Source organism: Rhizobium sp. BK196, from assembly GCF_014193255.1.
Classification (GTDB): Bacteria; Pseudomonadota; Alphaproteobacteria; order Rhizobiales; family Rhizobiaceae; genus Rhizobium.
In genome coordinates this window covers 58,758-82,430 of record NZ_JACHZB010000005.1, presented here as the reverse complement: position 1 = coordinate 82,430, position 23,673 = coordinate 58,758, and the positions used below count along the sequence as shown (strand labels likewise).

The following is a 23,673-nucleotide window of genomic DNA, read 5'->3' as shown; positions in this document are numbered from 1 at the left end:
GCACGGCAATAAGCCGCTTGAAAAGCCGTAGCCATCTGCCGCAAAAATTTGATGAAGGCAGAATGGTCTTTGCTCGATCGCGCAGTCAGCCTTGCGTGACGCCGATACGCATTGCAATTTGCAGCGACGGCGGAATACTGCGCCCAATTCGATCCATTCTCGGGGCAATGTCATGTCTAATCTTCCGAATTTCGTCCACCTGCATTTCGGCAAGCCTGCCGAAGAACTGGGCGATATCGAAAAGCGCGTGCTCGCCAAGACGCATGAGCGCAAGATCGTCTCCACCGACGTCAACGCTGCCTTTTTCGCCGAAGCCTCTTTCGGCGAGCGGCTGGCCGATGGCATCGCTCGCGTCGGCGGCTCATGGTCCTTTATCCTCGCTTTCCTCGCCTTTCTTCTTGTCTGGACGCTGATCAACACGATCATTCTGCTGAACAGGGCCTTCGACCCTTATCCCTTCGTCTTCCTGAACCTCATCCTTTCCATGCTCGCCGCCATACAGGCGCCGATCATCATGATGTCCCAGAACCGGCAGGCCGAACGGGATCGTTTCGAAGCCGCCAAGGATTACGAGGTGAACCTGAAGGCCGAGCTTGAGGTTCTGTCGCTACACCAGAAGATCGACATGCGGGTGCTGACGGAACTGACTGCGCTGCGTGAGGATGTCTCCCGCCTGAACGCCATCCTGACAGAGCGAGGTCAAGCCTGATCCCGGGAAACACAGCAGCCGTTAATTCCGCAAAGGAATCTTTGCAAAGATTCATTTGTAATGCTAGCCTGCCGGAATGAAGACACCTGTCCATACACCGGCGTCATCGACATCCCGCGATGTTAGTCAGGTCGTCCCCAGCGTCACTGCCCTGAAGGCAATCGCCCATCCGGTGCGTCTGCGTATGCTTGGCATGCTGCGCATCGACGGCCCCGCAACGGCAACGCAGCTTGCGACGCGGCTCGGCCTCAACAGCGGCGCGACGAGCTATCACCTGCGCCAACTTGCCCAGTACGGTTTCATCGAGGACGCACCGGGCCCGTCCCGCCGTGATCGTTGGTGGAGGGCCTGCCACGAGGTCACTTCTATACGACCGGCGGAAACTGAGGGCGAGGCTTTCGATGTCGACGTTGCCTTCACACAGGCGATCCTTTCTCAGCACGTCAGTCAGATGCAGAAGGCGGTGGAGGAATATGCGGAACTGCCGCTTGCGTGGAGGAACGCCAGCACCGCGAGCGACATCATCATCCCGCTGACATCGGAAAAGGCCGAAGCCCTGACGAAGCGGCTGAACGACCTCCTCATGGAGGCGATGCGCGAAGCGCCGCGCCTCGGCGAACCATTGCCACCGGAAACGGTGCCCTTCACGTTCATGCTGCACGCCTTTCCCTATCCGGGCAGGCTGCCGCATGGTGAGGAAGAGAGTGAGCCGTGAGCCGCCGCCCCTTCATCGCGCTCGCGATAGCCGAAACGCTCTCCATTTCGGGCACACGGCTCTCCGGTGTCGCCATCCCCTGGCTGGTCTTGAGTGCGACCGGCAGTCCCGTACTGACCGGTCTCGTCGCCATGACGGAGATGCTGCCCTATGTCGTCGCCAAGGCTCTCGGCGGCCCCTTGATCGATCGCTTCGGCCCCAGGCGTATAGCCATCATCTGCGACAGCGCCTCGGTGATCGCGGTCGGACTCGTGCCGCTGCTGCATCTTCTCGGCCTGCTCACCATGCCGATCCTGCTTCCGATCGTCTTTGCCATGGGCGTGCTGCGTGGTCCATCGGATGCCGCCAAGCAATCCATGGTCCCCGACATCGCGGAACTCGCCTCCGTGCCTCTGGAGCGCGTAACCGGCGTCGTCGGCGCCATCGAGCGCCTGGCATCGATCGCAGGAGCGGCCGGCGCCGGCGCGCTGATTGCCCTTGTCGGGCCGAGCCAGGCTCTGGCTGTCAACGCCCTCACCTTCGCTTCCGCCGCCCTGGTCGCCGCGATCGGCATTCCCACCTTGCCCCCTGCCCCGAAAGCCGAAGCGGCTGGCGTCTCCGCCTACGGTCGAGAGCTGGCGGAAGGCTGGCACTTCATGCGCCGAGATGCGGTGCTCGTCGCAATCGTGTTGATGGTTGCGACGATCAACCTGCTCGATCAGGCCTACTTTGCCGTCCTGCTGCCTGTCTGGACCCAGGATTCAGGACATGGCCCCGCCTTGCTCGGCAGCTTGTTTGCCGTCTTCTCCGGCGCATCCATGATCGGCGCAGCGATTGCAGCGCTGATCGGCGATCGCATGCCGCGTCTTCTCGTCTACGCCGTCGCCTTCCTGCTCACGGGCTTTCCGCGCTTTTTGGTCTTTGCCCTGGATTCACCCCTCACCCTGATCTTCGCAATCCTCGCCATCGGCGGCTTTGCCTCGGGTTTTCTCAATCCCATCCTCTCGGCCGTGCTCTTCGAGCGCACACCGAAGCCTCTGATAGGCCGCGTCACATCGCTGAATGCCGCGCTCTGCTGGGCGCTCCTCCCCTTCGGCGGGGTCGTCGGCGGCGCATTGGTCGATGCCTGGGGCCCGTCCGCCGCATTGCTTCTCACGGGCCTCGCCTATCTCGCAGCCACGATGGCCCCATTCGCCCATGGCAGCTTCCGCGGCTTCGACAGGAAAAAACTTGCGGATGACCTATTGTGTTCATGAGGTTCGTACAATCTTATGGCGCATCGCCGTCATTATAATTTTGCATCAATTTACGACGTTAACTCCTATCGCCGCCGGGATGGGTCAGCTTGTTCTCGGCAAGGCGGAAAAGCCCGCAAGGGGCGAGCATATCACATGGAGGGGATCATGAATGAACGCAGCATTGCACTGACGGCGGATGCCACGCGGCGGGATGTCCTTCTGGCGGGAGGTGCCGCGGTCGCGGCTTTCACCGTACCCAGAGCCGCGCTTGCCGCAACCAGTTCAACATCAACGGAAAATCGGAGCCAGACCATGCCTTTTATCAAGACCGCGGACGGAACTGAAATTTTCTACAAGGATTGGGGTTCGAAGAATGCCCAGCCGATCGTCTTCCATCACGGCTGGCCGCTCAGTGCCGACGATTGGGACAACCAGATGATGTTCTTCCTTGAAAAAGGTTTCCGCGTCATCGCCCATGACCGCCGTGGCCACGGGCGCTCCACCCAGACGTTCGAAGGAAACGAGATGGACACCTATGCGGCCGACGTCGCCGCACTGACCGATCATCTCGACCTCAAGAATGCCGTCCATATCGGCCATTCCACAGGTGGCGGCGAAGTCGTCCACTATGTCGCCCGCGCCAAGGAAGGCCGTGTCGCCAAGGCCGTCATCATCGGTGCCGTACCGCCTGTCATGGTCAAGTCCGACAAAAACCCGGGCGGCCTGCCGCTCGAGGTCTTCGATGGCTTTCGTGCAGCGCTCATCGCCAACCGCGCTCAGTTTTTCCTCGATATCCCGACCGGTCCCTTCTACGGCTTCAACCGTCCGGGCGCCAAGGTCAGCCAGGGCGTGATCGAAAACTGGTGGCGTCAGGGCATGATGGGCGGCGCAAAGGCCCATTACGATTGCATCAAGGCCTTCTCGGAAACCGACTTTACCGATGATCTCACGAAGATCACCGTGCCGGTTCTCGTCATGCACGGCGACGACGACCAGATCGTTCCCTATGCCGACTCCGCGCCGCTGTCCGCCAAGCTGCTCAAGAACGGCACGCTGAAGACTTATCCCGGCTTCCCGCACGGCATGTGCACCACGCATCCCGAGGTCATCAACCCCGACCTGCTGGCCTTCATCCAGGGCTGAGTTTTCTCTCGAAGACTTGCGAAGGCGCGTCCTTGCGGCGCGCCTTTTGTTTGTGGGGGTAGAGCCTACCTGTTGGCCACGTCATTTTCGGCCTTGAGCATACCGCGCCGGAAGAACGCTGGCCGCATGCTGCTTGCCTTCGTCAAAGCTTAAGCGCGGCCCGCATGTTGCGGAAGGCCATCGGCGATCTCGTAGAAATTGCCCTTGTCGGCACAGAAGATATGGTAGCCGAAGCTGAGCCCGTTCGGTTCGTCGAAAGCGCCGGCCATGATGGAAATGACCGGGCGGCCAAGCCCCTGCCAGAACAGCGCCGAGCCGCACTGCGAGCAGAAACCGCGCCTGGCCTCATCGCTCGACTGATACCAGCGCAGCTTTTCCTCGCCGGCAATCGTAACGGCCGAAACCGGTACGTCGGCCGCAGCATAATAAAGCCCCGTCTGCCGCCGGCACTGTGAGCAATGGCAGCCGACCACGACATCGGGTTTCTCCCGCGCTACGAACCGCACCGCACCGCACAGGCACCCACCCGCATGATATTCGCTCATTTCCGTTCCCCCTGAACTATTCGGAGAGCGACGTCCGTACACCCGGCGGTCAAATCGAAAGCGCTGATCAAAGGCTTCAGGAAAGCTGATGCTTTGCGCACCATCCGCCAATGCCGGCATCGATGCTGTGCCCGTGTCGGCTTAGCTTATCGGTGTGCCCTGATGGAACGCGATCTTCCAGCCCTCATCCGTGCGGCGCCAGATGCTGCACGGATTGACTATTGGCCGCAACGCCGAAAGCCGATTTGACAAGCGCCAGACCCGCAAGTACGAAGTTGCCATGAACTCCGACAGCGCGCACATCTCCCGTTTGAACCGCACCTGCCTGCAGGTTGCCGTTCTGCGCGCTTTTGGCGGACGAGGTCTCCGCGTCCAGCGGTAACGTCCGGATGCCTGTGATGCGTCCGGCGAATTGCTGGACGTAAAGCCCCCACCATTATCTCAGGGCTGCCAGGGAGACAGGCACCGTGCTCAATCTTTTCAATGTCAATTCGCTCGTCCACTGGGAAGAGCGCGAAATCAACATGCGCGACCATATGGTCCGTTTCTTTTCCGAAGAAGTGCGAAGCTTCCTCCGATCGGTCAACCCGGCCTGGGATATCAGACGGGTCGAGGCGCCGGCGCTGACGCCGCGGCCCCTCATTTCGGACGCCTATACCAATGCCGATATCTGGGCGCAGGAGCAACTGACCGAGACCGAAGCACCGCTGGTGCTGAGGCCGGAAACGACGCCCTCGACCTATGTCTACATGCAGCACATTCTCGGCAATCATTCGAGAACGCGTCTACCCCTCTGCGTCTGGCAGGCCGGCCGATCCTACCGGCGCGAACAGGAGCAGCCGACCAAGCACATGCGCCTGAAGGAGTTCTGGCAGCTGGAATTCCAGTGCGCCTACACGGCCGACAGCGGCAACGACTATCATGCCGCCTCGCTCGAGCCCGTGCGCCGCATGGTCGCCGCAATCATACCCTTCCAAACCCGTATCGTGCCCTCGGACCGACTGCCGGCTTATTCGCAGACGACTGTAGATGTCGAGGTGGATAACGGCGACAAGTGGATGGAGGTCTGCTCGATCTCGCGCCGCACGGATTTTCCCGGGCGCTACTGGACGCAGCCGAAAAAGGGCCCGGCTGTGGAACAGGATGTTCTCGTTCTGGAAATCGCCATAGGCCTTGATCGCTGCGTCTACAACTGGGATCTTGCAACGAACCTGTAAGGAAATGCGGACCAGATTCACCGGAATCCGGTCCGCATTGGAAACATAGTGTTAGTTATATGCATTGGCTCGTCTGAGGGAACGGCTTCAGCCCTCAGCACATGTCGCCAAGCAGAGACCGTTCCTTGTGCGGTGCCCTTGACCAGCAAGGCGCGGCTTTCCGGTGCATGCAATATCAGTGGTGCCCGCACGATGGAGGAAAGCAGCCCGTGGAAATTCCCCCGCAATTCCACGTATCCGAAACATCAGGCTGGCTGGTGAACCATCGCATCAATTCCGCCTTGCCCGGCTATCTCATGGTCAGTTCCCGAAGCTTAATCAATGACCTCTCCGAGCTATCGCCCGCAGCCCTTGGCGAACTCGGCCCATTGCTGGCCAAGGCGCAGAAGGCCCTTGGCACGGTGCTCGGCGCAAAACGCGTCTATATCGGCCGCTACGGCCACGCGCCGGGATATCCCATCCATTTCCACATCATTCCAGTCTATGACTGGGTGGAGGAGCTTTTCTGGCAGGACCAGCGCTATCGCCTGCTCCAGACCTTCGCCGAAGGCCCCGGCGAAACCCCGACCGATGGCGCAGAGCTGACCTTCTTCATCTGGCGGGAATTCTGCGAACGGGCCGAACCGCCACCGATCCAGGGACCCTCCGTGGCCGAAACCATTGAACTGCTGAGAAAGGCAATGCAGTGACGATGTTAGCAGACGAAGCCTTCAGCATCGCCGTCGACCATATTCATTGTCGCCTTGCGGGAGAATTTGAGCTTTCCGAAACGGTTGAGGCGGAACGGAAATCCGGTTGGGATCGCTTCCTTGCCAGACACCCCGCCGCTTTCGACGGGCGGCTCCTGCGCATGGCTGCCTATGGCATCGAGAATGGCCGGCTGAACATCACCGCTAACAGCACATGGTTTTCCGCTTACGTGGTGACGCGCCATGCCGGCTTTGCCGAGGAGCACCCCCAGGCCGAGCGCGCCGATCCCCTTGGGCTCACTGTCGTTCTGATAACTGCGGACCAGCAGGTGATTGTCACGAAACGCAGCCCCACCGCCGAGCAGAACCCCGGTGCCCTCTATTTCGTCGGCGGTTACGCGGAGCCCGCGGCCGGCGAAGAGATCGACCTCTTCGAAGAAGCTGCCCGTGAACTCGCCGAGGAAATCGCCGTCACCGATATCGAGCGCTCGGACGCTTTTGCAATCGGCCTCGCCTATGATCCCGTCTTCTGCCATCCGGAGCTTTTCCTGCTGGCCGCAAGCCGGTCGACCGCTGCCGAGATCGTCGACGGCGCCCGTCACGCGCCAGACCGTAACGAGGCGGCCAAACTCTTTGCATCACCGCTGAGTGACATCCTGAACGACGACGAATTTCTGCCCGGCGCTCCACGCACTTGGAGCTTCCTCAAGGCCCAGTCCTTCCTGCAGCACCATTTCCGTCAGCGTCACTCCCTGTAGCCAGGGAGCGGGTTCTGTTCATCACGCCATCGGCGGTGACGAATGGAGCCCGCCCTTGATTGCTTCATGATTCCGGCCGTAACAGCACGTGCTTCTTTCTGCCGACCGACAGGCGGATGACGCCGCCCTCCATATCCGCATGACCGAGCCGCGTGGTTTCATCGCCGACGCCACGGCTGTTGACCCGCACGCCACCGCCAAGGATCAGCCGGCGCGCTTCGCTTTTCGATTTGGCAAGCCCGGCGCTCACAAGCGCGTCCGGCAGCGGCAGGCCCTCACGAAGGGCCTGGCCAGTCACTGTGACAGTAGGCAGCCCTGCGACAGCCTCGCCGTCTTCGAACATGCGCCGCGAGGTTTCCGAGGCTTCTGTTGCCAAATCTGCACCATGGCAGAGCCGTGTCACCTCGTCGGCAAGCATCTTTTTCGCCACGTTGATCTCCGAGCCGCGCAACGCCTCCAAACGTGTGATCTCGTCGTGCGGCAGTTCGGTAAAAAGCCGCAGGAAGCGGCCAACATCGGCATCCTCGGTATTGCGCCAGAACTGCCAGAATTCGTAGGGCGACAGCCGCTCGGCATTCAGCCAGACCGCGCCTGACACGCTCTTGCCCATCTTCGCGCCCGAGGACGTCGTCAAGAGCGGCGCCGTCAACCCGAACAGCGTTCGACCGCCGGCACGCCGCCCGAATTCGACGCCGCTGAGAATATTGCCCCATTGGTCGGAACCGCCGAGCTGCAGCAGGCAGCCATGTTTTTCGGCAAGCACATGAAAGTCATAGCCCTGCATGACCATGTAGTTGAATTCGAGCAGCGAGAGCGATTGCTCTCGCTCCAGCCGCTGGCGCACGCTCTCGGATGTCAGCATCCGGTTGACGGAGAAATGCGGACCGACATCGCGCAGGAAATCCAGGTATTTCAGGCTGCCGAGCCAATCGGCATTGTTGACCATGAGCGCATCGGTCGGCCCGTCGCCGAAGCTCAGAAACCGTTCGAAAATGCGCCGGATGCCGGCGAGATTGCGGGCGATCTGCTCCTCGCCGAGCAAGGGACGCGACGTATCGCGAAGGCTCGGATCGCCGAGGCGCGTGGTCGCTCCGCCCATCAGCGCGATCGGCCTGTTACCGGTCTTCTGAAACCAGCGCAGCATCATGATGGGGATGAGATGCCCGACATGCAGGCTGTCGGCCGTCAGGTCGAAGCCGTTATAGGCTGTGCCGGTCCCTGCGTTGAGTCTGATGTCGAGCGCTTCGATATCAGTGCATTGCTGGATGAAGCCGCGCTCGGAGAGAACACGGAGAAACTCCGATCGAAGCTTGGTGGAAGGCTGAAAATTGATGGTCATAAGGGTCTCCATGAGGGCCGATCAGGCCGGAGACCTTTTGCTGAAACACACGCCGCCGACCGTGCGGCGTTTTTGACGTCAAATAGACGACCGTCGCCGCTCTATGAGAGCAGCGTGTAATACAGGCCGGAAAGGGTCGGTATATGGGTCATGCAGCTTGCATACATGGCGGGCGCCTTGACCACAAGGGCTCCGGTTCTTCCTAAGACTTCGGCAGACTGGGTCGCTATGCCAAGCGCGGAGATGAGGAGTTGGGTCCTCATAGGCAGAAAAAAGCCCGGCACGAGCCGGGCTTCTCTACTCGATTCTCGCTATTCGCTTTGCCTTACGCGTTGGCAGCAGCCATCCGCTTCTCGTCGCGGCCGCCCTTCATGCGCTCCGCCAGCAAAAACGCCAGCTCCAGCGCCTGGTCGGCGTTCAGGCGCGGGTCGCAATGGGTGTGGTAGCGATCCTGCAGGTCTTCGGCAGTCACAGCGCGGGCGCCGCCGGTGCATTCGGTCACGTCCTTGCCGGTCATTTCGATATGGATGCCGCCCGGATGCGTGCCTTCGGCGCGGTGGATCTGGAAGAAGCTTTCGACTTCCGAGAGAATCCGCTCGAAGGGGCGCGTCTTGTAGCTGTTGAGCGTAATCGTGTTGCCGTGCATCGGGTCGCAGGACCAGACGACCTTCCTACCCTCGCGCTCGACGGCACGGATGAGCTTTGGCAGGTTGTCGGCCACCTTGTCATGACCGAAACGGCAGATCAGCGTCAGGCGGCCGGCTTCATTGGCGGGGTTCAGCGCGTCGATCAGCTCGATCAGGTTGTCGGGCTGCAGCGACGGGCCGCATTTCAGGCCGATCGGGTTTTTGATGCCGCGGAAATATTCGACATGCGCATGGTCGAGCTGACGCGTGCGGTCGCCGATCCAGATCATGTGGCCAGAGGTCGCGTACCAGTCACCGGAGGTGGAGTCGACACGCGTCAGCGCCTCTTCGTATCCGAGCAGCAGCGCTTCGTGGCTGGTGAAGAAATCGGTCTCGCGCAGGCTCGGATTGTTGTCCGAAGTGATGCCGATCGCCTTCATGAAATCCATGGTTTCGCTGATGCGGTCGGCAAGCTTGCGGTAGCGCTCGCCCTGCGGGCTGTCCTTGACGAAGCCGAGCATCCACTTATGCACGTTGTCGAGATTGGCGTAGCCGCCCATCGCGAAGGCGCGCAGCAGGTTCAGCGTCGCGGCCGACTGGCGGTAAGCGTCGAGCTGACGCTCGGGGCTCGGGATGCGGGCTTCCGGCGTGAATTCGATACCGTTGACGATATCGCCGCGATAGCTTGGCAAGGAAACGCCGTTCTGCGTTTCCATCGGCGCTGAACGCGGCTTGGCAAACTGGCCGGCGATGCGGCCGACCTTCACGACGGGAAGCTGAGCGCCGAAGGTCAGCACGACCGCCATCTGCAGGAACGCGCGGAAGAAGTCCCTGATATTGTCGGCACCATGTTCCAGGAAGCTTTCGGCGCAATCGCCACCCTGCAGCAGGAAGGCATTGCCTTCGGCCACGTTGGCGAGCGCGCTCTTCAGGCGACGGGCTTCACCGGCAAAAACCAGCGGCGGATAGGTGGAAAGCACGGCTTCCGTCGCCGCCAGCGCAGCCGCGTCGGGATATTCCGGAACCTGTTGGATCGGTTTGCTCCGCCAGCTGCTCGGGGTCCAATTCTGTGCCATGTCGCTCATCTGCTTCCCCATCCGGTTTGATCCCGGATGCCTGCCCGTTAAATAATCCGGCGGCTTATAAACCTTTCACCTCCCCTTGCCTAGTAGGGCACTCGGGGCGCCCTCGGAGAGTTTCCGTCGGCCGCTCGCAGCGCCATTCCGATCACTCCAACATCATGCCGAACCGGCGTTAAGGCGGTATATACCATGCTATTTTCCAGCTAATTTAGATTTCTTATGTACAGAATACCCTAATAAACTAGGGGCATGACATGGGTATCCTTTCGTCCGCTTTCCTGTCGGACCGGTCCGGCAATTTCGGTATCATGACGGCACTGCTGATGGCGCCGCTGGTCGGGGCGGCGGGCCTTGCGATCGATTTTTCCCATGCCTTGAGCCTGCGCAGTGAACTTTACGCGGCGGCCGACGCCGCTGCGGTCGGCGCCGTCTCCCAGAAATCCAGCGCCGCCGCGGCCGCAACCAGCATGGTGCAGGACGGGACGGTCGGCGTCGGCCAGACCGAGGCGCGCGATATCTTCTTCGGGCAGATGTCCCCGGAACTTGCCGCGCTCAACGTCGACACCAGCATAGACGTCACCAAGACCGCCAACAAACTGCGTTCGCAGGTGACGTTCAAGGCGACGGTGCCGACCTCGTTCATGCGCATCTTCGGCAAGGACAGTGTCGATATCAGCGGCACGGCGACGGCGGAATACCAGACCGCCTCCTTCATGGACTTCTACATCCTGGTCGATAACACGCCTTCGATGGGCGTCGGCGCCACGCCCGCCGACGTCACCAAAATGGTCAATCTCACCGCGAACAACAAATCGAACGCCTCATGCGCCTTCGCCTGCCATGAAAGCGGCGCCAACAAGGGTAAGGACTATTATGCGCTCGCCAAGAAGAACAACGTCACCATGCGCATCGACGTGGTGCGCCAGGCAACGCAGGCGCTGACTAAGACCGCCAAGGCCGATACCGAGAATCAGTTCCGCATGGCGGTCTACACCTTCGGCGTCAAGGCAGAGGCGGCGGGACTGACCGAGGTCGTGTCGTTGACGAGCGATCTCGACAAGGTGGGCAACAAGGTTTCCGAAAAGACGCTGAACCCGCAGCCCGGCGACAGCGAATATGTCCTGGACCTGATGACCATTCCCCAGCAGGGCTATAATAACGACACCCAGACGAGCTTCGACAACGCCCTCACCCTGCTCAACAACAAAATCACCTCCGTGGGTTCGGGAACGAGTTCCGCCGACGCGCAGAAGATCGTCTTCTTCGTCTCCGACGGCGTCGGCGACAGCTACAAGGCCACGACCTGCACCGAACCTGTTACGGGTCAACGCTGCCAGGAACCGATCGACATCACCTTCTGCCAAAAGCTCAAGGACCGAGGCATCAAGATCGCCGTGCTTTATACGACCTATCTACCGCTGCTGACCAACGACTGGTACAATAAGTGGATCAAACCCTTCCAGGCCACGATCCCGACCCGCATGTCAGCTTGCGCCTCCCCCGGCTACTATTTCGAGGTCAGCCCGACCGATGGCATCAGCGATGCGATGAACGCCCTTTTCCTCAAGGTCGTCCGGGCGCCGCGCCTGACCGGCTGACCTGACCAGCTGATGGCCGCGCAGGCCTCACACCCGCGCGCCGTCCTTGATACGGTAGCTCGGCGCATACATTGTCACCAGCTCTTCGGCCGCCGTCGGGTGCAAGGCCATGGTGCGGTCGAAATCGTCTTTCGTGCAGCCTGCTTTCAGCGTGATGCCGAGAAGCTGTGCCATCTCGCCGGCATCGTGGCCGAGGATATGGGCGCCGACGACCTTGCGGCTTGCGGCATCGACGATCAGCTTCATGATCATCTTCTCGGCCCGGCCGGACAATGTGGCCTTCAGCGGCCGGAACTGGGCACGATAGACTTCCAGCTCCTGGTAACGCTTGCCCGCCTCTTCCTCTGACAGACCCACCGTGCCGATCTCCGGCTGTGAGAAGACGGCGGTCGGAATCAGGTCGTAGTCCGGCTTGGTCGGATTGTTCTTGTACTCGGTCTCGATGAAGCACATGGCCTCGTGGATCGCGACCGGCGTCAGCTGTACCCGGTCGGTGACATCGCCGAGCGCATAAATGTTGTCGATATTGGTGCGCGAATAATCGTCGACGATGACGGCGCCGCGCTCGTTCACCGCAACACCCGCCTTTTCGAGGCCCAGCCCTTTCGTGTTCGGATCGCGGCCGAGCGCCAGCATGACGACACCGGCATTGAGCGTCTCGCCTTTCATCGTCTCGATGACGAGGCCATTTTCGCCCTTTGTCACCTTCTCCATCACATCCTGGCAGAGGATGCGGATGCCCTTGCCAACCATGGCTTCGTGCAGGCCGCGACGCAGGTCCTCGTCGAAACGCGAAAGGATTTCGGCGCCGCGATAGATCAGCGTCGTCTCGACGCCGAGCCCGTGGAAGATATTAGCGAATTCGACGGCGATGTAGCCACCGCCGGCGATCAGGATCGATTTCGGCAGCTCTTCCAGATGGAAGGCTTCGTTGGAGGAAATGCAGAGTTCGTGGCCGGGCAGCGCGCCATGCGGGTTCGGCCTGCCGCCGGTCGCAATCACGATGGTCCTGGCAGTGACTGTTTTTCCCGTCTTCAGCAGCCTGATCGTATGCGCGTCGACGAGTTCGGCCCGGGTCTCCAGTATCTCGGCATTGGCCCCGGCAAGCCCCTTTTTATAGAGTCCTTCCAGCCGCGCGATCTCGCCGTCCTTGGCGGCCACAAGCTTTTTCCAGTCGAACGAGCTTTCGCCGACCGTCCAGCCGAAGCCGGCCGCATCCTCGAAGTGCTCGTGGAACTGCGAAGCATAGACGAAGAGCTTCTTCGGCACGCAGCCGCGGATCACGCAGGTGCCGCCGTAGCGATATTCCTCGGCGATCGCCACCTTCTTGCCGAGCGAGGCCGCAACGCGCGCACTGCGCACGCCCCCCGAACCGCCGCCGATGACGAAGAGGTCGTAGTCGAAGGATGGCATGATGATCTCCGGAGGGAATCGCTGGATGGGTGGTTCACATATAGGAGAGAGCAGCAGAAAAACAAAAGCCCGGACGAAGCCGGGCTTTTGCGAAAAGTGAGGGCGGCCTTACTGCTTGGCCGGTGCCGGTGCTGCGGCCGGAGCCGGCTGCACCGGGGTGTCGGTTGCCGGTGGCGGAGCCTTGATGACCTTGGAAAGCTCGGCATTGCTCTGCTTTTGGAGGTCGCGGGAAATGCCCTGTGCCCAGATGTCGGCAGCCTTGGCGGTTTCACGCGAAGCGACCGGGCCATCGCGCAACAGCTTCTTGCCGACGTCGGAATTGTAGAAATCGGCAATCGCCTTCAACTCGTCCACCGTGAAGGCCTTGGCATAGGTCAGGGCGGCTTCCTTCTCGAGGTCGGCGCGGCGCGGTGCCAGAGCCAGCGCCTGGGCATCGACGGTCGCGGAAATGACATCCTGATAGTTCGGCGAATCCTGGATGAGGCCGGCCTTCAGACGCTCTGCCAGACCCGGCAGGATATTGTCGTACTGAGTGGTTGCGCCGATGGCGTCCATGGCCGCGCGGGCAGCCTTCAACTGCTCCTCTGAAACCTCCTGCGCTCTTGCGGCAGAGCCGAAGGCAAGCCCGGAAAGAACGATGGTCGCAGCGGCAAGACGGCCAAGACCTGCAATGTTCATCATGAGTTTCTATGCTCCTGTTATCTGTTTGCCTGCAGCGTGCGGGCGCCTGCAGGACCGGCAATGATCGCAAGCGCCGCCATATTGATGAAAAGCCCGTGCTCCACGACACCGGGGATGGAATTCAGCTCCCTCGAAAGCGCCTCTGCATCAGGAATGCGGCCAAAAGATGCATCGATGATGTGATGTCCGCCGTCGGTGGTAAACTCTCCGTCACCGGACTGACGCAACGTCAGTTCGCCGGAAAGACCAAGGCGCGAGGCGGTCTTTTCGATCGCGATGCGCGTCGAAACGAGGCCGAAGGGATTGACCTCGATCGGCAGCGCGAAAGCGCCGAGCGTCTGCACCAGCTTACTTTCGTCGGCAATGACGATCATCCGCGTCGAGGCTGCTGCGACGATCTTTTCGCGCAGCAGAGCGCCGCCACCGCCCTTGATCAGCCGAAGCGCCTGATCGACTTCGTCGGCGCCATCGATGGTGAGATCGAGCTGCGGCAGCTCATCCAGCGATTTAAGGGGAACGCCGAGTTCGACGCAGAGCCGCGCCGTACGTTCGGACGTCGGCACGCCCTCGACCTTAAAACCGGCTGCAACTTTTTCGGCGAGCAGACGAACGAATTCTTCCGCCGTGCTTCCGGTCCCGATTCCGAGGCGCATGCCGTACTCGACATGAACAAGCGCGGCCTCGGCGGCCTTGATCTTCATTTCGCGGGCATCCATGCGCCGCCAGCTCCTGATATTGCGTTGGATGTGCTGTTTACACGGCTCGTATTGCAAACGAAAGCCAAAATCATTGTCTTGCGATTGAAAGCCACGCGTTTCGGCTGCGGCTTTTCTGTCTGCCGTCCAGACGTTGCTTTTCGCCCGTTCATCGCCTACTCCCTGAGAATCCTATCCCGCAAAGAGGCACCACTTTGACCACCGCTCGCGAAAATGCCGGCCAGGCTCTTCCCAAGAATAAAGGCCTCGTCGTCTTCGATCTCGATGGCACGCTGCTCGACACGCATGTCGATCTGGTCGAAAGCCTGAACTACACGATCGCAGCGCTGGATCTCAGGCCCGTCACCTATGACGACCTCACGCACCTTGTCGGCCAGGGTGCCCGTGTGATGATCGAACGCGCCTGCAAGCTGCAGGGAAAACCGATCTCGCAGGAAGAGCTGCCGGCGCTGGTGGAGCGTTTCATCGCTCATTATAGTGCAAACATGCCCGGTCATACCGAGCCCTACCCCGGCCTCGTCGCTGCCATGGACCGCCTGAAGGCATCGGGCTATCGCCTCGCCGTCTGCACCAACAAGCTGGAGGGCCTGGCGACCGGCCTGATCGAAAACCTCGGCCTGACGCATTACTTCGACGCCATCACCGGCGGCGACACGTTCGAACACCGCAAGCCCGATGCGCGGCATCTGACTGGCACCATCGAACGCGCCGGCGGGGATGTTTCCCGCTCGGTGATGATCGGCGATAGTATCAATGACATTGCGGTAGCGAAGAATGCCGCCGTACCCTCCATCGCCGTGCCCTTCGGCTATTCGGATGTGCCGGTGTCAAGTTTGGACCCGGATGTGATCATCACGCACTATGATGAATTGACGGTGGAACTGGTGGAAAGTTTGCTGAAGGGCTCTGCGGCGAAGGTTGCTGTTTGAGGACTGATAGAGCAGACCAAAGCGTTTGCGCTCTTGGCCCCCTCATCCGCCTGCCGGCACCTTCTCCCCGATGGGTAGAAGGGACTTGTGGCAACGGCTCTCCTATCCTATCCGCAAACGGTCTTCATGGAACTCAACCGTGCGGCTTGCTCCCCTTCGCCCCTGCGGGGAGAAGGTGCCCGAAGGGCGGATGAGGGGTCACACGGCACACCCTCTCATTCGCAATTCTCACCTCAAATACAAAACGGACGGCCCAACGGCCGCCCGCCAAACACTCATCCAACGCCAAACGTCAGATCTGCGCCTCACGTGACTTCGTCGTCACATCGAACGCCTTGTTCACATAAGCATCGCGGCCATAAACGTCGTCGAAATATTCGATCACGCCATCCTTATTGGGCCATGCCGTGAAATAGGACACATAGACCGGGATCTTCTGCGGCACCTTCACGGCATGGTTCTGGCCGGTTGCGATCTGCTTGGCAACCTCATCGACCGTCGTGCCGAGAACGGCAGCGGCCATGGCGCGCGGATCGGACAGGCGCACGCATCCGTGGCTGAGCGCACGCATGTCACGCTTGAAGAAGCTCTTCGACGGCGTGTCGTGCATATAGATGGCATGGCTGTTCGGGAACAGGATCTTCAATTCGCCTAGTGCATTGTCGCTGCTCGGCGGCTGACGGACCGAGATATTCTGCGTCGAGCCGTACCAGTCGACACTGGAGGACGGAACGGCATGGCCGCCGACTTCAACCTCGTAGCCCATCTGGTCCAGATAGTTCGGGTCGGAGCGCAGCTTCGGCAACATCTCGTTGATGATGATCGACTGCGGCACGCCCCAGAACGGGTTGAACTCGACCGTTTCGATCTCGTCGTCGAAGAAATAGGTCTGATTGTTCTTGCCGCCGACGACGGTGCGCATCGCAAGCTGTTGCTTGGAGTCGTTATAGTAATAGGCCATGAAGGCCGGCTGGTTGATCATCACATAGCGCGGGCCGAGATCCTCAGGCAGCCAGCGCGCCTGTTCCATGGCAACGACGAGCTTGTCGATCTTGGAGGCGTTGGTGTCGCCGCCGGTCATGGTGCGCACGGTTGCCTGGCCGATCACGCCGTCAGGCTTCAGCCCATGTTCCTTCTGGAAGTCCTCGACCAGCGACACGATCTCGGGCGAATAGTCGCTGCCGCCGGTATAGGCCGCAAACGTTGCCGCATGCGCGGTCTTCAGCTCTTCCGAACCATTCTTCTGGATCGCCTTGACGATGTTGGCGACTTCCGGCGAGCTGTCGCCTGGACGCAGCAGGCCATCGAGCGAAATCGTGATCGGCGCTTCGTTGCCGTCGTCGGCAGCGCGCAGCTTGGCAAGCTCCGCCTTCAGCGCCAGGAACTGCGTGCTGTCGGGGTTGCGGCTGGAAAGATAGGCGGCAACATCCGGGCTCATCCGGGAAAGCTTCAGCACTGGATCGAGCTTGACGACCTTGCGTTGGAAATCATGGTAGCCGGAGAGCTTGTTCGGGTCGACGCGGCCGCGCGTCGTGTCCTGCACATAGGCGAGAACCTTTGAGGAAAGCGCCAGTTCGAACTGCGTCAGCGCCCGGTCGCGAACATCGGGAGCCGGATTGGCCGGATCGATCCTCGGCTCGGAGACGGCATAATCGGCCGGATCGAGGCCGACGCTTGCCGCATCGGCAAGCACGGTCAGCGCAGCCTTGCCGCGCTCGTTGACGCCCTCGCCGGACACCCAGATGAGCGGGTTCTTGCCGTCGCCATAATAGGCCTGCAGGGCCTTGGCGACATCGGCATTGGCGCGAACCTTGGCTTCCGTTAGGAAGTGGCGCTGCGGAGCGCCGTCGGTCGTGGCCGAGCCGGAGACGTCGGCGACCGCGCCGGTGACGACAGGATCGGCAAACTTCGTCGTATCGACGAGCTGCAGCGTCTCAGCCTTGTAGGTGTAGTAGCGCGGGCTGGAAACCTTCGGCATCGCAGCTTCCGGATCGATATCGCCGCCAAGGCCGTTGCGATTGCCGGGATTGCCGCGAACCGGAGCCGAAGGGTCCATGATGATCGTGCTTTGGCCGCTTCTTGCCCGGTCGCCGCGCAGCATGTCCATCAGCGTATAGGCATGCGCAGGAACCGCGCCCATCACGCAGGAAAGTGCCAATGCGGAAACCGCGCTTTTCAAAACGAACTTCATCTTGTTTTCCAGTTCCAGTATCATGCTGTTGTCGAGCAAAAAGGCTCAGATCAATTCTTTCAGATTCCCGGCAGCCGCGGCCCATTCATCAGAAACCGGCCCGCGCAGCCAGCGCTTTCAGCTCAACTTTGTGTGACGGGGTCGAACGCAAGCGCCGCTCGTCAGTTCACACAAAATTATGAAATTATTAGTTAATTTTTTACCGAATTTTCCGGCTTGAGAAAGGGCACCTTCCGCTGCTCTCTGCATTAATTTTCCGGCGTGGCCGAAAGAACACGCTGAAATACGCCAATAAACATGACAATGGCTTTCAATATTTCGCACTGTGTCCGGTTTTCTTGGAGAGCTTTCCACCCTATAAGTCCTTCATCTTCAAAGACTGCCCTTAACAGCATGTGACAGGAAGGCACGAAGCCATGAGTTCCACCCGCACCGAAACCGATACATTTGGCCCGATCGAAGTCGCCGGCGACCGATATTGGGGCGCGCAGGCGCAGCGTTCTCTCGGCAATTTCAAGATCGGTTGGGAAAAGCAGCCACTGTCGATCGTGCGTGCGCTTGGCATCGTCAAGCAGGCGGCCGCACGCGCCAACATGGCGCTCGGCCAGCTCGATGCGGGCATCGGCAAATCTATCGTGGATGCCGCCCAGGAAGTGATCGACGGCAAGCTGAACGACCATTTCCCGCTGGTCGTCTGGCAGACCGGTTCCGGCACGCAATCCAACATGAACGCCAATGAGGTAATCTCCAATCGTGCCATAGAAATGCTGGGCGGCGTCATGGGTTCCAAGAAGCCGGTGCACCCGAACGATCATGTCAATATGAGCCAGTCGTCGAACGACACCTACCCGACGGCCATGCACATCGCCTGCGCCGAACAGATCGCCCACCACCTGCTGCCTTCACTGAAGCATCTGCATGCCGCCCTCGACATGAAGGTCACGGAGTTTAGCCACATCATCAAGATCGGGCGCACGCATACGCAGGATGCGACGCCGCTGACGCTGGGTCAGGAGTTTTCAGGCTACGCCGCGCAAGTGGGCTCGGCCATCAAGCGTATCGAAATGACCCTGCCCGGCCTTTGCGAACTTGCCCAGGGCGGCACCGCAGTCGGCACCGGGCTGAATGCGCCGGTCGGTTTTGCCGAGAAGGTCGCCGAAGAGATCGCCGCCATCACCGGCATGCCTTTCGTGACGGCGCCGAACAAATTCGAGGCGCTCGCCTCGCATGATTCCATGGTCTTCGCCCACGGCGCGATCAATGCGGCGGCGGCCGCCCTCTTCAAGATCGCCAACGACATCCGCCTGCTCGGCTCCGGCCCTCGCGCCGGCCTCGGCGAACTGGCGCTGCCGGAAAACGAGCCCGGTTCCTCGATCATGCCCGGCAAGGTGAACCCCACCCAGTGCGAAGCGCTGACGCAGGTCTGCATCCACGTCTTCGGCAACCATGCAGCGCTCACCTTCGCAGACAGCCAGGGCCATTTCGAGCTCAATGTCTACAATCCGATGATGGCCTATAACTTCCTGCAGTCGGTCCAACTCCTCGGCGACGCCGCCGTCTCCTTCACCGACAATTGCGTCGTCGGCATCGAAGCCCGCGAGGACAATATCAAGGCCGGCCTCGAACGTTCATTGATGCTGGTGACCGCGCTCGCCCCAAAGATCGGCTACGACGCCGCCGCCAAGATCGCCAAGACGGCGCATAAGAACGGTACGACGCTGAAGGAAGAGGCGCTGGCGAGCGGGATGGTGACCCCGGAGGAATATGACGCGATCGTGCGTCCGGAAACGATGATCAGCCCGAAGTGACTGGGCTGGCTGGACACCAGGAAGGCCGGCTCAGCCGGCCTTTTATTTTGGGAAGTATAACCACTGAGGCTTAGCGCCTCACCTCTCCTCCCATTCCTGTACTTGACACAGGAATGGGAGGAGGAGACGCGTCATTTTTGCCGCCGATCTCGCACCCTCCCCAATTGCTTTTACCCCGTCGCAGAATTAGACCCGTTCCAAACTATCCCACCTAGAAAGGTCACTTCGATGGCTGACGATCTCTTCCCCCTTGGCGCCGACACCACCCCCTACCGCAAGATCAGCAGCGACTACGTCTCGGTCGACAGCTTCAAGGGCCAGGAGATCCTCTCTGTCGATCCCGAAGGCATCCGCCTGCTCGCCGAAACCGCCTTCGCCGACATCAACCATCTGCTGCGCCCCGGCCATTTGAAGCAGCTCGCTTCGATCCTCGACGATCCGGAAGCGACCGACAATGACCGTTTCGTTGCCTACGACCTCCTGAAGAACGCCAATATCGCGGCCGGCGGCGTGCTGCCCATGTGTCAGGATACGGGCACGGCGATCATCATGGGCAAGAAGGGTCGCCGCGTCTGGACCGAAGGCGGCGATACCGCTGCCTTGTCGAAGGGCGTGCTCGACGCTTATGAAAAGAAGAACCTGCGCTATTCGCAGCTCGCCCCTATCACGATGTTCGAAGAGAAGAACACCAAGAACAATCTGCCGGCGCAAATCGACATCTATGAGGAAGGCATTGACAGCTACGACTTCCTCTTCGTCGCCAAGGGCGGCGGCTCGGCCAACAAGACCTTTCTCTTCCAGGGCACGCCCTCGCTCCTGTCGCATGACCGCATGCTGGACTTCCTCAAGGAGAAGATCCTTACGTTAGGTACGGCAGCCTGTCCCCCCTATCATTTGGCGATCGTCATCGGCGGCACCTCGGCCGAGATGAACCTGAAGACCGTCAAGCTCGCCTCCACCCGTTACCTCGATGAGTTGCCGACGGAAGGGTCCGAAAGCGGCCACGCCTTCCGCGATATTGAGATGGAAAAGGAGATCCACAAGCTGACGCAGAGCCTCGGCGTCGGCGCCCAGTTCGGCGGCAAGTATTTCTGTCATGACGTGCGTGTCATCCGCTTGCCCCGCCACGGCGCCTCGCTGCCGATCGGCCTCGGCGTCTCCTGTTCCGCCGACCGCCAGGCCAAGGGCAAGATCACCCGTGACGGCATCTTCATCGAGCAACTGGAGACCGATCCGTCGAAATACATGCCGGAGATCGACGAGGCGAAACTCTCCGAATCCGTGGTGCGTGTCGATCTCAACCAGCCGATGGCCGATATCCTCGCCGAGCTTTCGAAGCACCCGGTCAAGACGCGCCTGTCGCTGACGGGCACGATCATCGTCGCCCGCGACCTCGCCCATGCCAAGATCCGCGAGCGGTTGGAAAAGGGCGAAGGCATGCCCGACTATATGAAGAACCACCCGGTCTATTATGCCGGCCCGGCCAAGACGCCCGCCGGCTACGCATCCGGCTCCTTCGGCCCGACGACTGCCGGCCGGATGGACAGCTATGTCGACCAGTTCCAGTCCTTCGGCGGCTCCATGGTGATGCTCGCCAAGGGCAACCGCTCGCGCGCCGTGCGCGAAGCCTGTAAAAAGCACCAGGGCTTCTATCTCGGCTCCATCGGCGGCCCGGCCGCCCGTCTGGCGCAGGATTGCATCCGCAAGGTCGAGGTTCTGGAATATCCCGAGCTCGGCATGGAAGCCGTCTGGAAGATCGAGGTGGAGGACTTCCCGGCCTTCATCGTCATCGACGACAAGGGCAACGACTTCTTCCAGGAGCTGAATCTGGGCTAAGGAAGTGGTGAAGGGCGATTGGCCGCGTGCCGGATCGCCCCTCAAATCCCATATTCTACCGAACCGAAGCCGCCTGAGGCCCGTCGAGATTGATGGCCGTCATGGACGGGGCTGGCTGCTTCTCCATTGCGGCGATATCGGCAGCGCTCAGGACATCCTCTGCCTTCACGCTGGCGAGGATGTCTGTGCTGAAGATGCCGTTGAAAAAGCCGCTCTGCTGCAGAAGGAACGCAACGCCGAATGTAATGGCGAGAGCAAGAATGGCGGGCGAGGTGTGGCGAGACGGTTCCATGAACTCATGCCTTCGGCAGGGGGGCGCTATCTAGCGCCCGTAAATCCGGTTTCTTAAGACAAAATCTGTCACTTAACCCTGCCTGCCAGTAGACCAGACAACAGATACCGAACGTCAACAAAATCAAAACAATCCCTGAAAAGAGAAGAGGATTGAACTTTTTTGATACACCTCGCGCATAGGAGGTGCCTCAATTACAGTAGAACTTACAAATCTTTGAGAAAAATCATAGGGCTGATCGTAGTATTGGCGCTTATCAAACTTATCACATGTAATCTTTGGTATATGTCGCCTTAATCATTTCCCAAGAAATCTAGGATAACAAATAGAAGATTGCTTAAGAGGTGGACGAGGAGTTGCCGGAATGAATACGGCTGTTGTGCCGAAGGTGCAGGTTCCCGATGTCGCGGGTCAGATCACCTATGCCATGCGCTCCATGGGCGTTGCACCCATTCCCCGCAATTACGAACTCTTCTACGAAGCCTATATCGGCTCTAATCCCGCACTCACCCGCGACCTTGCCGCGCTCGGCAGCCAGGCGACGCAGGCCGAGCTCGATGCGCTCGGCGCTCAGCACTGCGCCCACACGGCACCGGCCAAGATATTCGACGACGCCCACAGCCGCATTGCTGGGGAACTGGAAGGCCTGCTGCGGGTGCTGCGCCAGGAGCAGACTTCGCTCGAAAGCTATAACCGGCTGCTCAACGAGACCTGCAAGCGCATCAGTTCCAAGAGCACGACGAGCGCGGACCTCATCGAAAACGCCATCGACCTGCTCACCCAGGCAACCGGCGATACGATCACCCACGGCGAAAAGACCGTCGAAGACATGGTTCAGCGCTCGCAGGAGATGGATCAGGTCCGCAAGGAACTCGACGAATACAAGCGCATCGCCAATACCGACTCGCTGACGCGCCTTTCCAACCGCCGCGCCTTCGACGACAGGCTCGCCGCCGTCTTTAATAACCCAACGTTGCGTCCGGTGACGGCCCTGCTCCTGGCCGACATCGACAATTTCAAGAAGATCAACGACACCTACGGCCATCCAGTCGGTGACAAGGTTCTGGCGACGGTCGCCTCCGTCATCCGCACCAATGTCCGCCGCGATGTTTTCGTCGCGCGCACCGGCGGCGAGGAATTCGCCCTCATCATCGACGGCAACACGCTGGACGAAGTGACGGCGATTGCCGAGCGCATTCGCCGGACGCTGGAATCCACCCCCTTCAAGAATTCCCGCACCCGCGTGAACTACGGCCCGGTCACGGTTTCCATCGGCGTCTGCATGGCCTCGCATGCCGGCGATGCCGGCGACCTCTATTCCAAGAGCGATATCGCGCTTTACAGCGCAAAGAACGCCGGGCGCAACTGCACCGTCGTCTATGAAGACGGCATGCAGAAGGAATTCTCCAAGAGTTGGCTAATCTACAAGTCGTAATATCGGGCGCTTTCCCGGCAGCCTATAGCGTCGTCACGCGCTGACTGGGCGCGCCTCACCCGTCAGCGCCAGGCGGAGGCCGAGACCAAGCATCACGAGCCCGGTAAAGCGCTTCTGCCAGACGAACAGATGCGGGCGGCGGGAAAGCCAGTTGCCGAGACCGCCAGCGCCAAGAGCCACAAGCGCAAGCACGACAAAACCGGAGAGTTTCTGCATCCCTCCGAGGATCAGAAGCTGGGCGGCGACTGGCCAGCCATTGTGCGGATCAACGAACTGCGGAAGAAAAGCCAGCATGAAAACCAGTACCTTCGGGTTCGTCAAATTGCTGACCATGCCCTGACGTAGTGCCGTCCAGCTGGAGACGGGATTGCGTTCGACGGTCGGATCTAGCGTTCCACGCGTTTTCAGCAGAAGCTTTAAACCAAGCCAGATGAGATAGGCGGCGCCAACCCAGCGAAGAATCGCAAAGGCGAGAGGCGAACTCTGGATGATCGATGCGATACCAAGTGCCAAAAGCGGAAGCTGGATCAGCCCCGCGGCAAGGGTTCCGCCGACGGCAGTCAGAAATGCCACACGCCGACCCTGCCCGATGCCACGCCCGATGACCAGCAGCATGTCAGGACCCGGCGAGAGCTGCAGGGCAAGAAGCGCCAGGAAGAACGGGATCAGCGTGCTTGAAACGAACATTCTCGAATTCCTCGGTGTTGGCGGTACTCCGATATCATGTTTGAGGC

The 23,673-nt window shown here is 60.4% G+C and carries 21 protein-coding genes; 12 read left to right on the top strand and 9 right to left on the bottom strand.

Annotation, left to right across the window (positions count from 1 at the left end):
- Positions 1-172: 172 nt before the first annotated feature.
- From FHT78_RS17810 to FHT78_RS17795, 4 genes are all read left to right on the top strand, one after another.
- Positions 173-709, top strand: coding sequence for a DUF1003 domain-containing protein (locus FHT78_RS17810; protein ID WP_183746707.1), 537 nt, complete (start codon positions 173-175; stop codon positions 707-709).
- A 76-nt stretch (positions 710-785) separates the two neighbouring features.
- On the top strand, positions 786-1,424 hold the full coding sequence (locus tag FHT78_RS17805; RefSeq protein ID WP_183746704.1) for a helix-turn-helix domain-containing protein: 639 nt from the start codon (positions 786-788) through the stop codon (positions 1,422-1,424).
- Complete coding sequence (locus tag FHT78_RS17800) at positions 1,421-2,659, top strand: MFS transporter (RefSeq protein ID WP_183746701.1); 1,239 nt, start codon at positions 1,421-1,423, stop codon at positions 2,657-2,659. Before FHT78_RS17805 ends, FHT78_RS17800 begins: the two co-directional genes overlap by 4 nt.
- A 294-nt stretch (positions 2,660-2,953) precedes the next feature.
- Positions 2,954-3,784 carry an alpha/beta hydrolase gene (locus FHT78_RS17795; protein WP_183747580.1) on the top strand — a complete coding sequence of 277 codons (831 nt, stop codon included), beginning with the start codon at positions 2,954-2,956 and terminating at the stop codon, positions 3,782-3,784.
- Positions 3,785-3,933: 149 nt separating this feature from the next.
- Here the strand turns inward: FHT78_RS17795 and FHT78_RS17790 are convergent, their stop codons facing one another.
- A complete protein-coding gene (locus FHT78_RS17790; RefSeq protein ID WP_183746698.1) occupies positions 3,934-4,329 on the bottom strand; it encodes a GFA family protein in 396 nt (131 codons plus the stop codon).
- Positions 4,330-4,796: 467 nt separating this feature from the next.
- Between FHT78_RS17790 and FHT78_RS17785 the strand changes: the two genes are divergently transcribed.
- The 3 genes from FHT78_RS17785 (at position 4,797) to FHT78_RS17775 (ending at position 6,993) form a co-directional block, all read left to right on the top strand.
- Complete coding sequence (locus tag FHT78_RS17785) at positions 4,797-5,546, top strand: aminoacyl--tRNA ligase-related protein (protein ID WP_183746695.1); 750 nt, start codon at positions 4,797-4,799, stop codon at positions 5,544-5,546.
- Between the two features lie 209 nt (positions 5,547-5,755).
- Positions 5,756-6,235: an HIT family protein gene (locus FHT78_RS17780; protein WP_183746693.1), complete on the top strand. Its 480-nt coding sequence runs from the start codon at positions 5,756-5,758 to the stop codon at positions 6,233-6,235.
- A gap of 2 nt (positions 6,236-6,237) precedes the next feature.
- A complete protein-coding gene (locus tag FHT78_RS17775) occupies positions 6,238-6,993 on the top strand; it encodes an NUDIX domain-containing protein (protein WP_183747577.1) in 756 nt (251 codons plus the stop codon).
- 64 nt (positions 6,994-7,057) lie between these two features.
- Here the strand turns inward: FHT78_RS17775 and tyrS are convergent, their stop codons facing one another.
- Positions 7,058-8,332, bottom strand: coding sequence for a tyrosine--tRNA ligase (gene tyrS, locus FHT78_RS17770; RefSeq protein WP_183746690.1), 1,275 nt, complete (start codon positions 8,330-8,332; stop codon positions 7,058-7,060).
- 325 nt (positions 8,333-8,657) lie between these two features.
- Entirely contained in the window at positions 8,658-10,034 is a 1,377-nt protein-coding gene (locus FHT78_RS17765) for a 3-deoxy-7-phosphoheptulonate synthase class II (protein WP_183747573.1), read from the bottom strand.
- A 260-nt stretch (positions 10,035-10,294) separates the two neighbouring features.
- Between FHT78_RS17765 and FHT78_RS17760 the strand changes: the two genes are divergently transcribed.
- Positions 10,295-11,638, top strand: coding sequence for a pilus assembly protein TadG-related protein (locus tag FHT78_RS17760; protein ID WP_183746687.1), 1,344 nt, complete (start codon positions 10,295-10,297; stop codon positions 11,636-11,638).
- Between the two features lie 27 nt (positions 11,639-11,665).
- Here the strand turns inward: FHT78_RS17760 and gor are convergent, their stop codons facing one another.
- The 3 genes from gor to rpiA all read right to left on the bottom strand — a co-directional run bounded on the left by gor (position 11,666) and on the right by rpiA (position 14,448).
- Positions 11,666-13,051 (bottom strand): glutathione-disulfide reductase, encoded by a 1,386-nt coding sequence (gor, locus tag FHT78_RS17755; protein ID WP_183746685.1) that lies wholly within the window; start codon positions 13,049-13,051, stop codon positions 11,666-11,668.
- Between the two features lie 108 nt (positions 13,052-13,159).
- Entirely contained in the window at positions 13,160-13,732 is a 573-nt protein-coding gene (locus FHT78_RS17750; RefSeq protein WP_183746682.1) for a DUF2059 domain-containing protein, read from the bottom strand.
- A 17-nt stretch (positions 13,733-13,749) separates the two neighbouring features.
- Complete coding sequence (rpiA, locus tag FHT78_RS17745; protein WP_183746679.1) at positions 13,750-14,448, bottom strand: ribose-5-phosphate isomerase RpiA; 699 nt, start codon at positions 14,446-14,448, stop codon at positions 13,750-13,752.
- 194 nt (positions 14,449-14,642) lie between these two features.
- On the opposite strand from rpiA, the gene FHT78_RS17740 reads away from it, so the two are divergent.
- The gene (locus FHT78_RS17740; protein ID WP_183746676.1) at positions 14,643-15,377 is read left to right on the top strand and encodes an HAD family hydrolase; all 735 of its coding nucleotides are present in this window, start codon (positions 14,643-14,645) and stop codon (positions 15,375-15,377) included.
- A 292-nt stretch (positions 15,378-15,669) separates the two neighbouring features.
- Here the strand turns inward: FHT78_RS17740 and FHT78_RS17735 are convergent, their stop codons facing one another.
- Positions 15,670-17,568: a murein L,D-transpeptidase gene (locus FHT78_RS17735; RefSeq protein ID WP_183746672.1), complete on the bottom strand. Its 1,899-nt coding sequence runs from the start codon at positions 17,566-17,568 to the stop codon at positions 15,670-15,672.
- Between the two features lie 416 nt (positions 17,569-17,984).
- Here FHT78_RS17735 and fumC point away from each other — a divergent pair, with 416 nt between their 5' ends.
- A complete protein-coding gene (gene fumC / locus FHT78_RS17730) occupies positions 17,985-19,376 on the top strand; it encodes a class II fumarate hydratase (RefSeq protein ID WP_183746669.1) in 1,392 nt (463 codons plus the stop codon).
- Between the two features lie 228 nt (positions 19,377-19,604).
- Positions 19,605-21,212, top strand: coding sequence for a fumarate hydratase (locus tag FHT78_RS17725; RefSeq protein ID WP_183746666.1), 1,608 nt, complete (start codon positions 19,605-19,607; stop codon positions 21,210-21,212).
- A gap of 55 nt (positions 21,213-21,267) precedes the next feature.
- On the opposite strand, the gene FHT78_RS17720 is transcribed toward FHT78_RS17725, so the two are convergent.
- On the bottom strand, positions 21,268-21,504 hold the full coding sequence (locus FHT78_RS17720) for a hypothetical protein (RefSeq protein WP_183746663.1): 237 nt from the start codon (positions 21,502-21,504) through the stop codon (positions 21,268-21,270).
- A 364-nt stretch (positions 21,505-21,868) separates the two neighbouring features.
- Between FHT78_RS17720 and FHT78_RS17715 the strand changes: the two genes are divergently transcribed.
- A complete protein-coding gene (locus FHT78_RS17715) occupies positions 21,869-22,939 on the top strand; it encodes a GGDEF domain-containing protein (RefSeq protein WP_183746660.1) in 1,071 nt (356 codons plus the stop codon).
- 33 nt (positions 22,940-22,972) lie between these two features.
- On the opposite strand, the gene FHT78_RS17710 is transcribed toward FHT78_RS17715, so the two are convergent.
- Entirely contained in the window at positions 22,973-23,626 is a 654-nt protein-coding gene (locus tag FHT78_RS17710; protein WP_183746658.1) for a LysE family translocator, read from the bottom strand.
- Positions 23,627-23,673: the final 47 nt, after the last annotated feature.

Excerpts from the sequence above, each read along its gene's own strand:
- FHT78_RS17710 (WP_183746658.1), bottom strand. The coding sequence starts at position 23,626 with ATGTTCGTTTCAAGCACGCTGATCCCGTTCTTCCTGGCGCTTCTTGCC.
- FHT78_RS17775 (WP_183747577.1), top strand. The coding sequence starts at position 6,238 with ATGTTAGCAGACGAAGCCTTCAGCATCGCCGTCGACCATATTCATTGT.
- FHT78_RS17760 (WP_183746687.1), top strand. The coding sequence starts at position 10,295 with ATGGGTATCCTTTCGTCCGCTTTCCTGTCGGACCGGTCCGGCAATTTC.
- tyrS (WP_183746690.1), bottom strand. The coding sequence starts at position 8,332 with ATGACCATCAATTTTCAGCCTTCCACCAAGCTTCGATCGGAGTTTCTC.
- FHT78_RS17790 (WP_183746698.1), bottom strand. The coding sequence starts at position 4,329 with ATGAGCGAATATCATGCGGGTGGGTGCCTGTGCGGTGCGGTGCGGTTC.
- FHT78_RS17720 (WP_183746663.1), bottom strand. The coding sequence starts at position 21,504 with ATGGAACCGTCTCGCCACACCTCGCCCGCCATTCTTGCTCTCGCCATT.
- gor (WP_183746685.1), bottom strand. The coding sequence starts at position 13,051 with ATGCCATCCTTCGACTACGACCTCTTCGTCATCGGCGGCGGTTCGGGG.
- FHT78_RS17765 (WP_183747573.1), bottom strand. The coding sequence starts at position 10,034 with ATGGCACAGAATTGGACCCCGAGCAGCTGGCGGAGCAAACCGATCCAA.
- fumC (WP_183746669.1), top strand. The coding sequence starts at position 17,985 with ATGAGTTCCACCCGCACCGAAACCGATACATTTGGCCCGATCGAAGTC.
- FHT78_RS17810 (WP_183746707.1), top strand. The coding sequence starts at position 173 with ATGTCTAATCTTCCGAATTTCGTCCACCTGCATTTCGGCAAGCCTGCC.
- rpiA (WP_183746679.1), bottom strand. The coding sequence starts at position 14,448 with ATGGATGCCCGCGAAATGAAGATCAAGGCCGCCGAGGCCGCGCTTGTT.
- FHT78_RS17715 (WP_183746660.1), top strand. The coding sequence starts at position 21,869 with ATGAATACGGCTGTTGTGCCGAAGGTGCAGGTTCCCGATGTCGCGGGT.
- FHT78_RS17725 (WP_183746666.1), top strand. The coding sequence starts at position 19,605 with ATGGCTGACGATCTCTTCCCCCTTGGCGCCGACACCACCCCCTACCGC.
- FHT78_RS17735 (WP_183746672.1), bottom strand. The coding sequence starts at position 17,568 with ATGAAGTTCGTTTTGAAAAGCGCGGTTTCCGCATTGGCACTTTCCTGC.
- FHT78_RS17805 (WP_183746704.1), top strand. The coding sequence starts at position 786 with ATGAAGACACCTGTCCATACACCGGCGTCATCGACATCCCGCGATGTT.
- FHT78_RS17750 (WP_183746682.1), bottom strand. The coding sequence starts at position 13,732 with ATGATGAACATTGCAGGTCTTGGCCGTCTTGCCGCTGCGACCATCGTT.
- FHT78_RS17795 (WP_183747580.1), top strand. The coding sequence starts at position 2,954 with ATGCCTTTTATCAAGACCGCGGACGGAACTGAAATTTTCTACAAGGAT.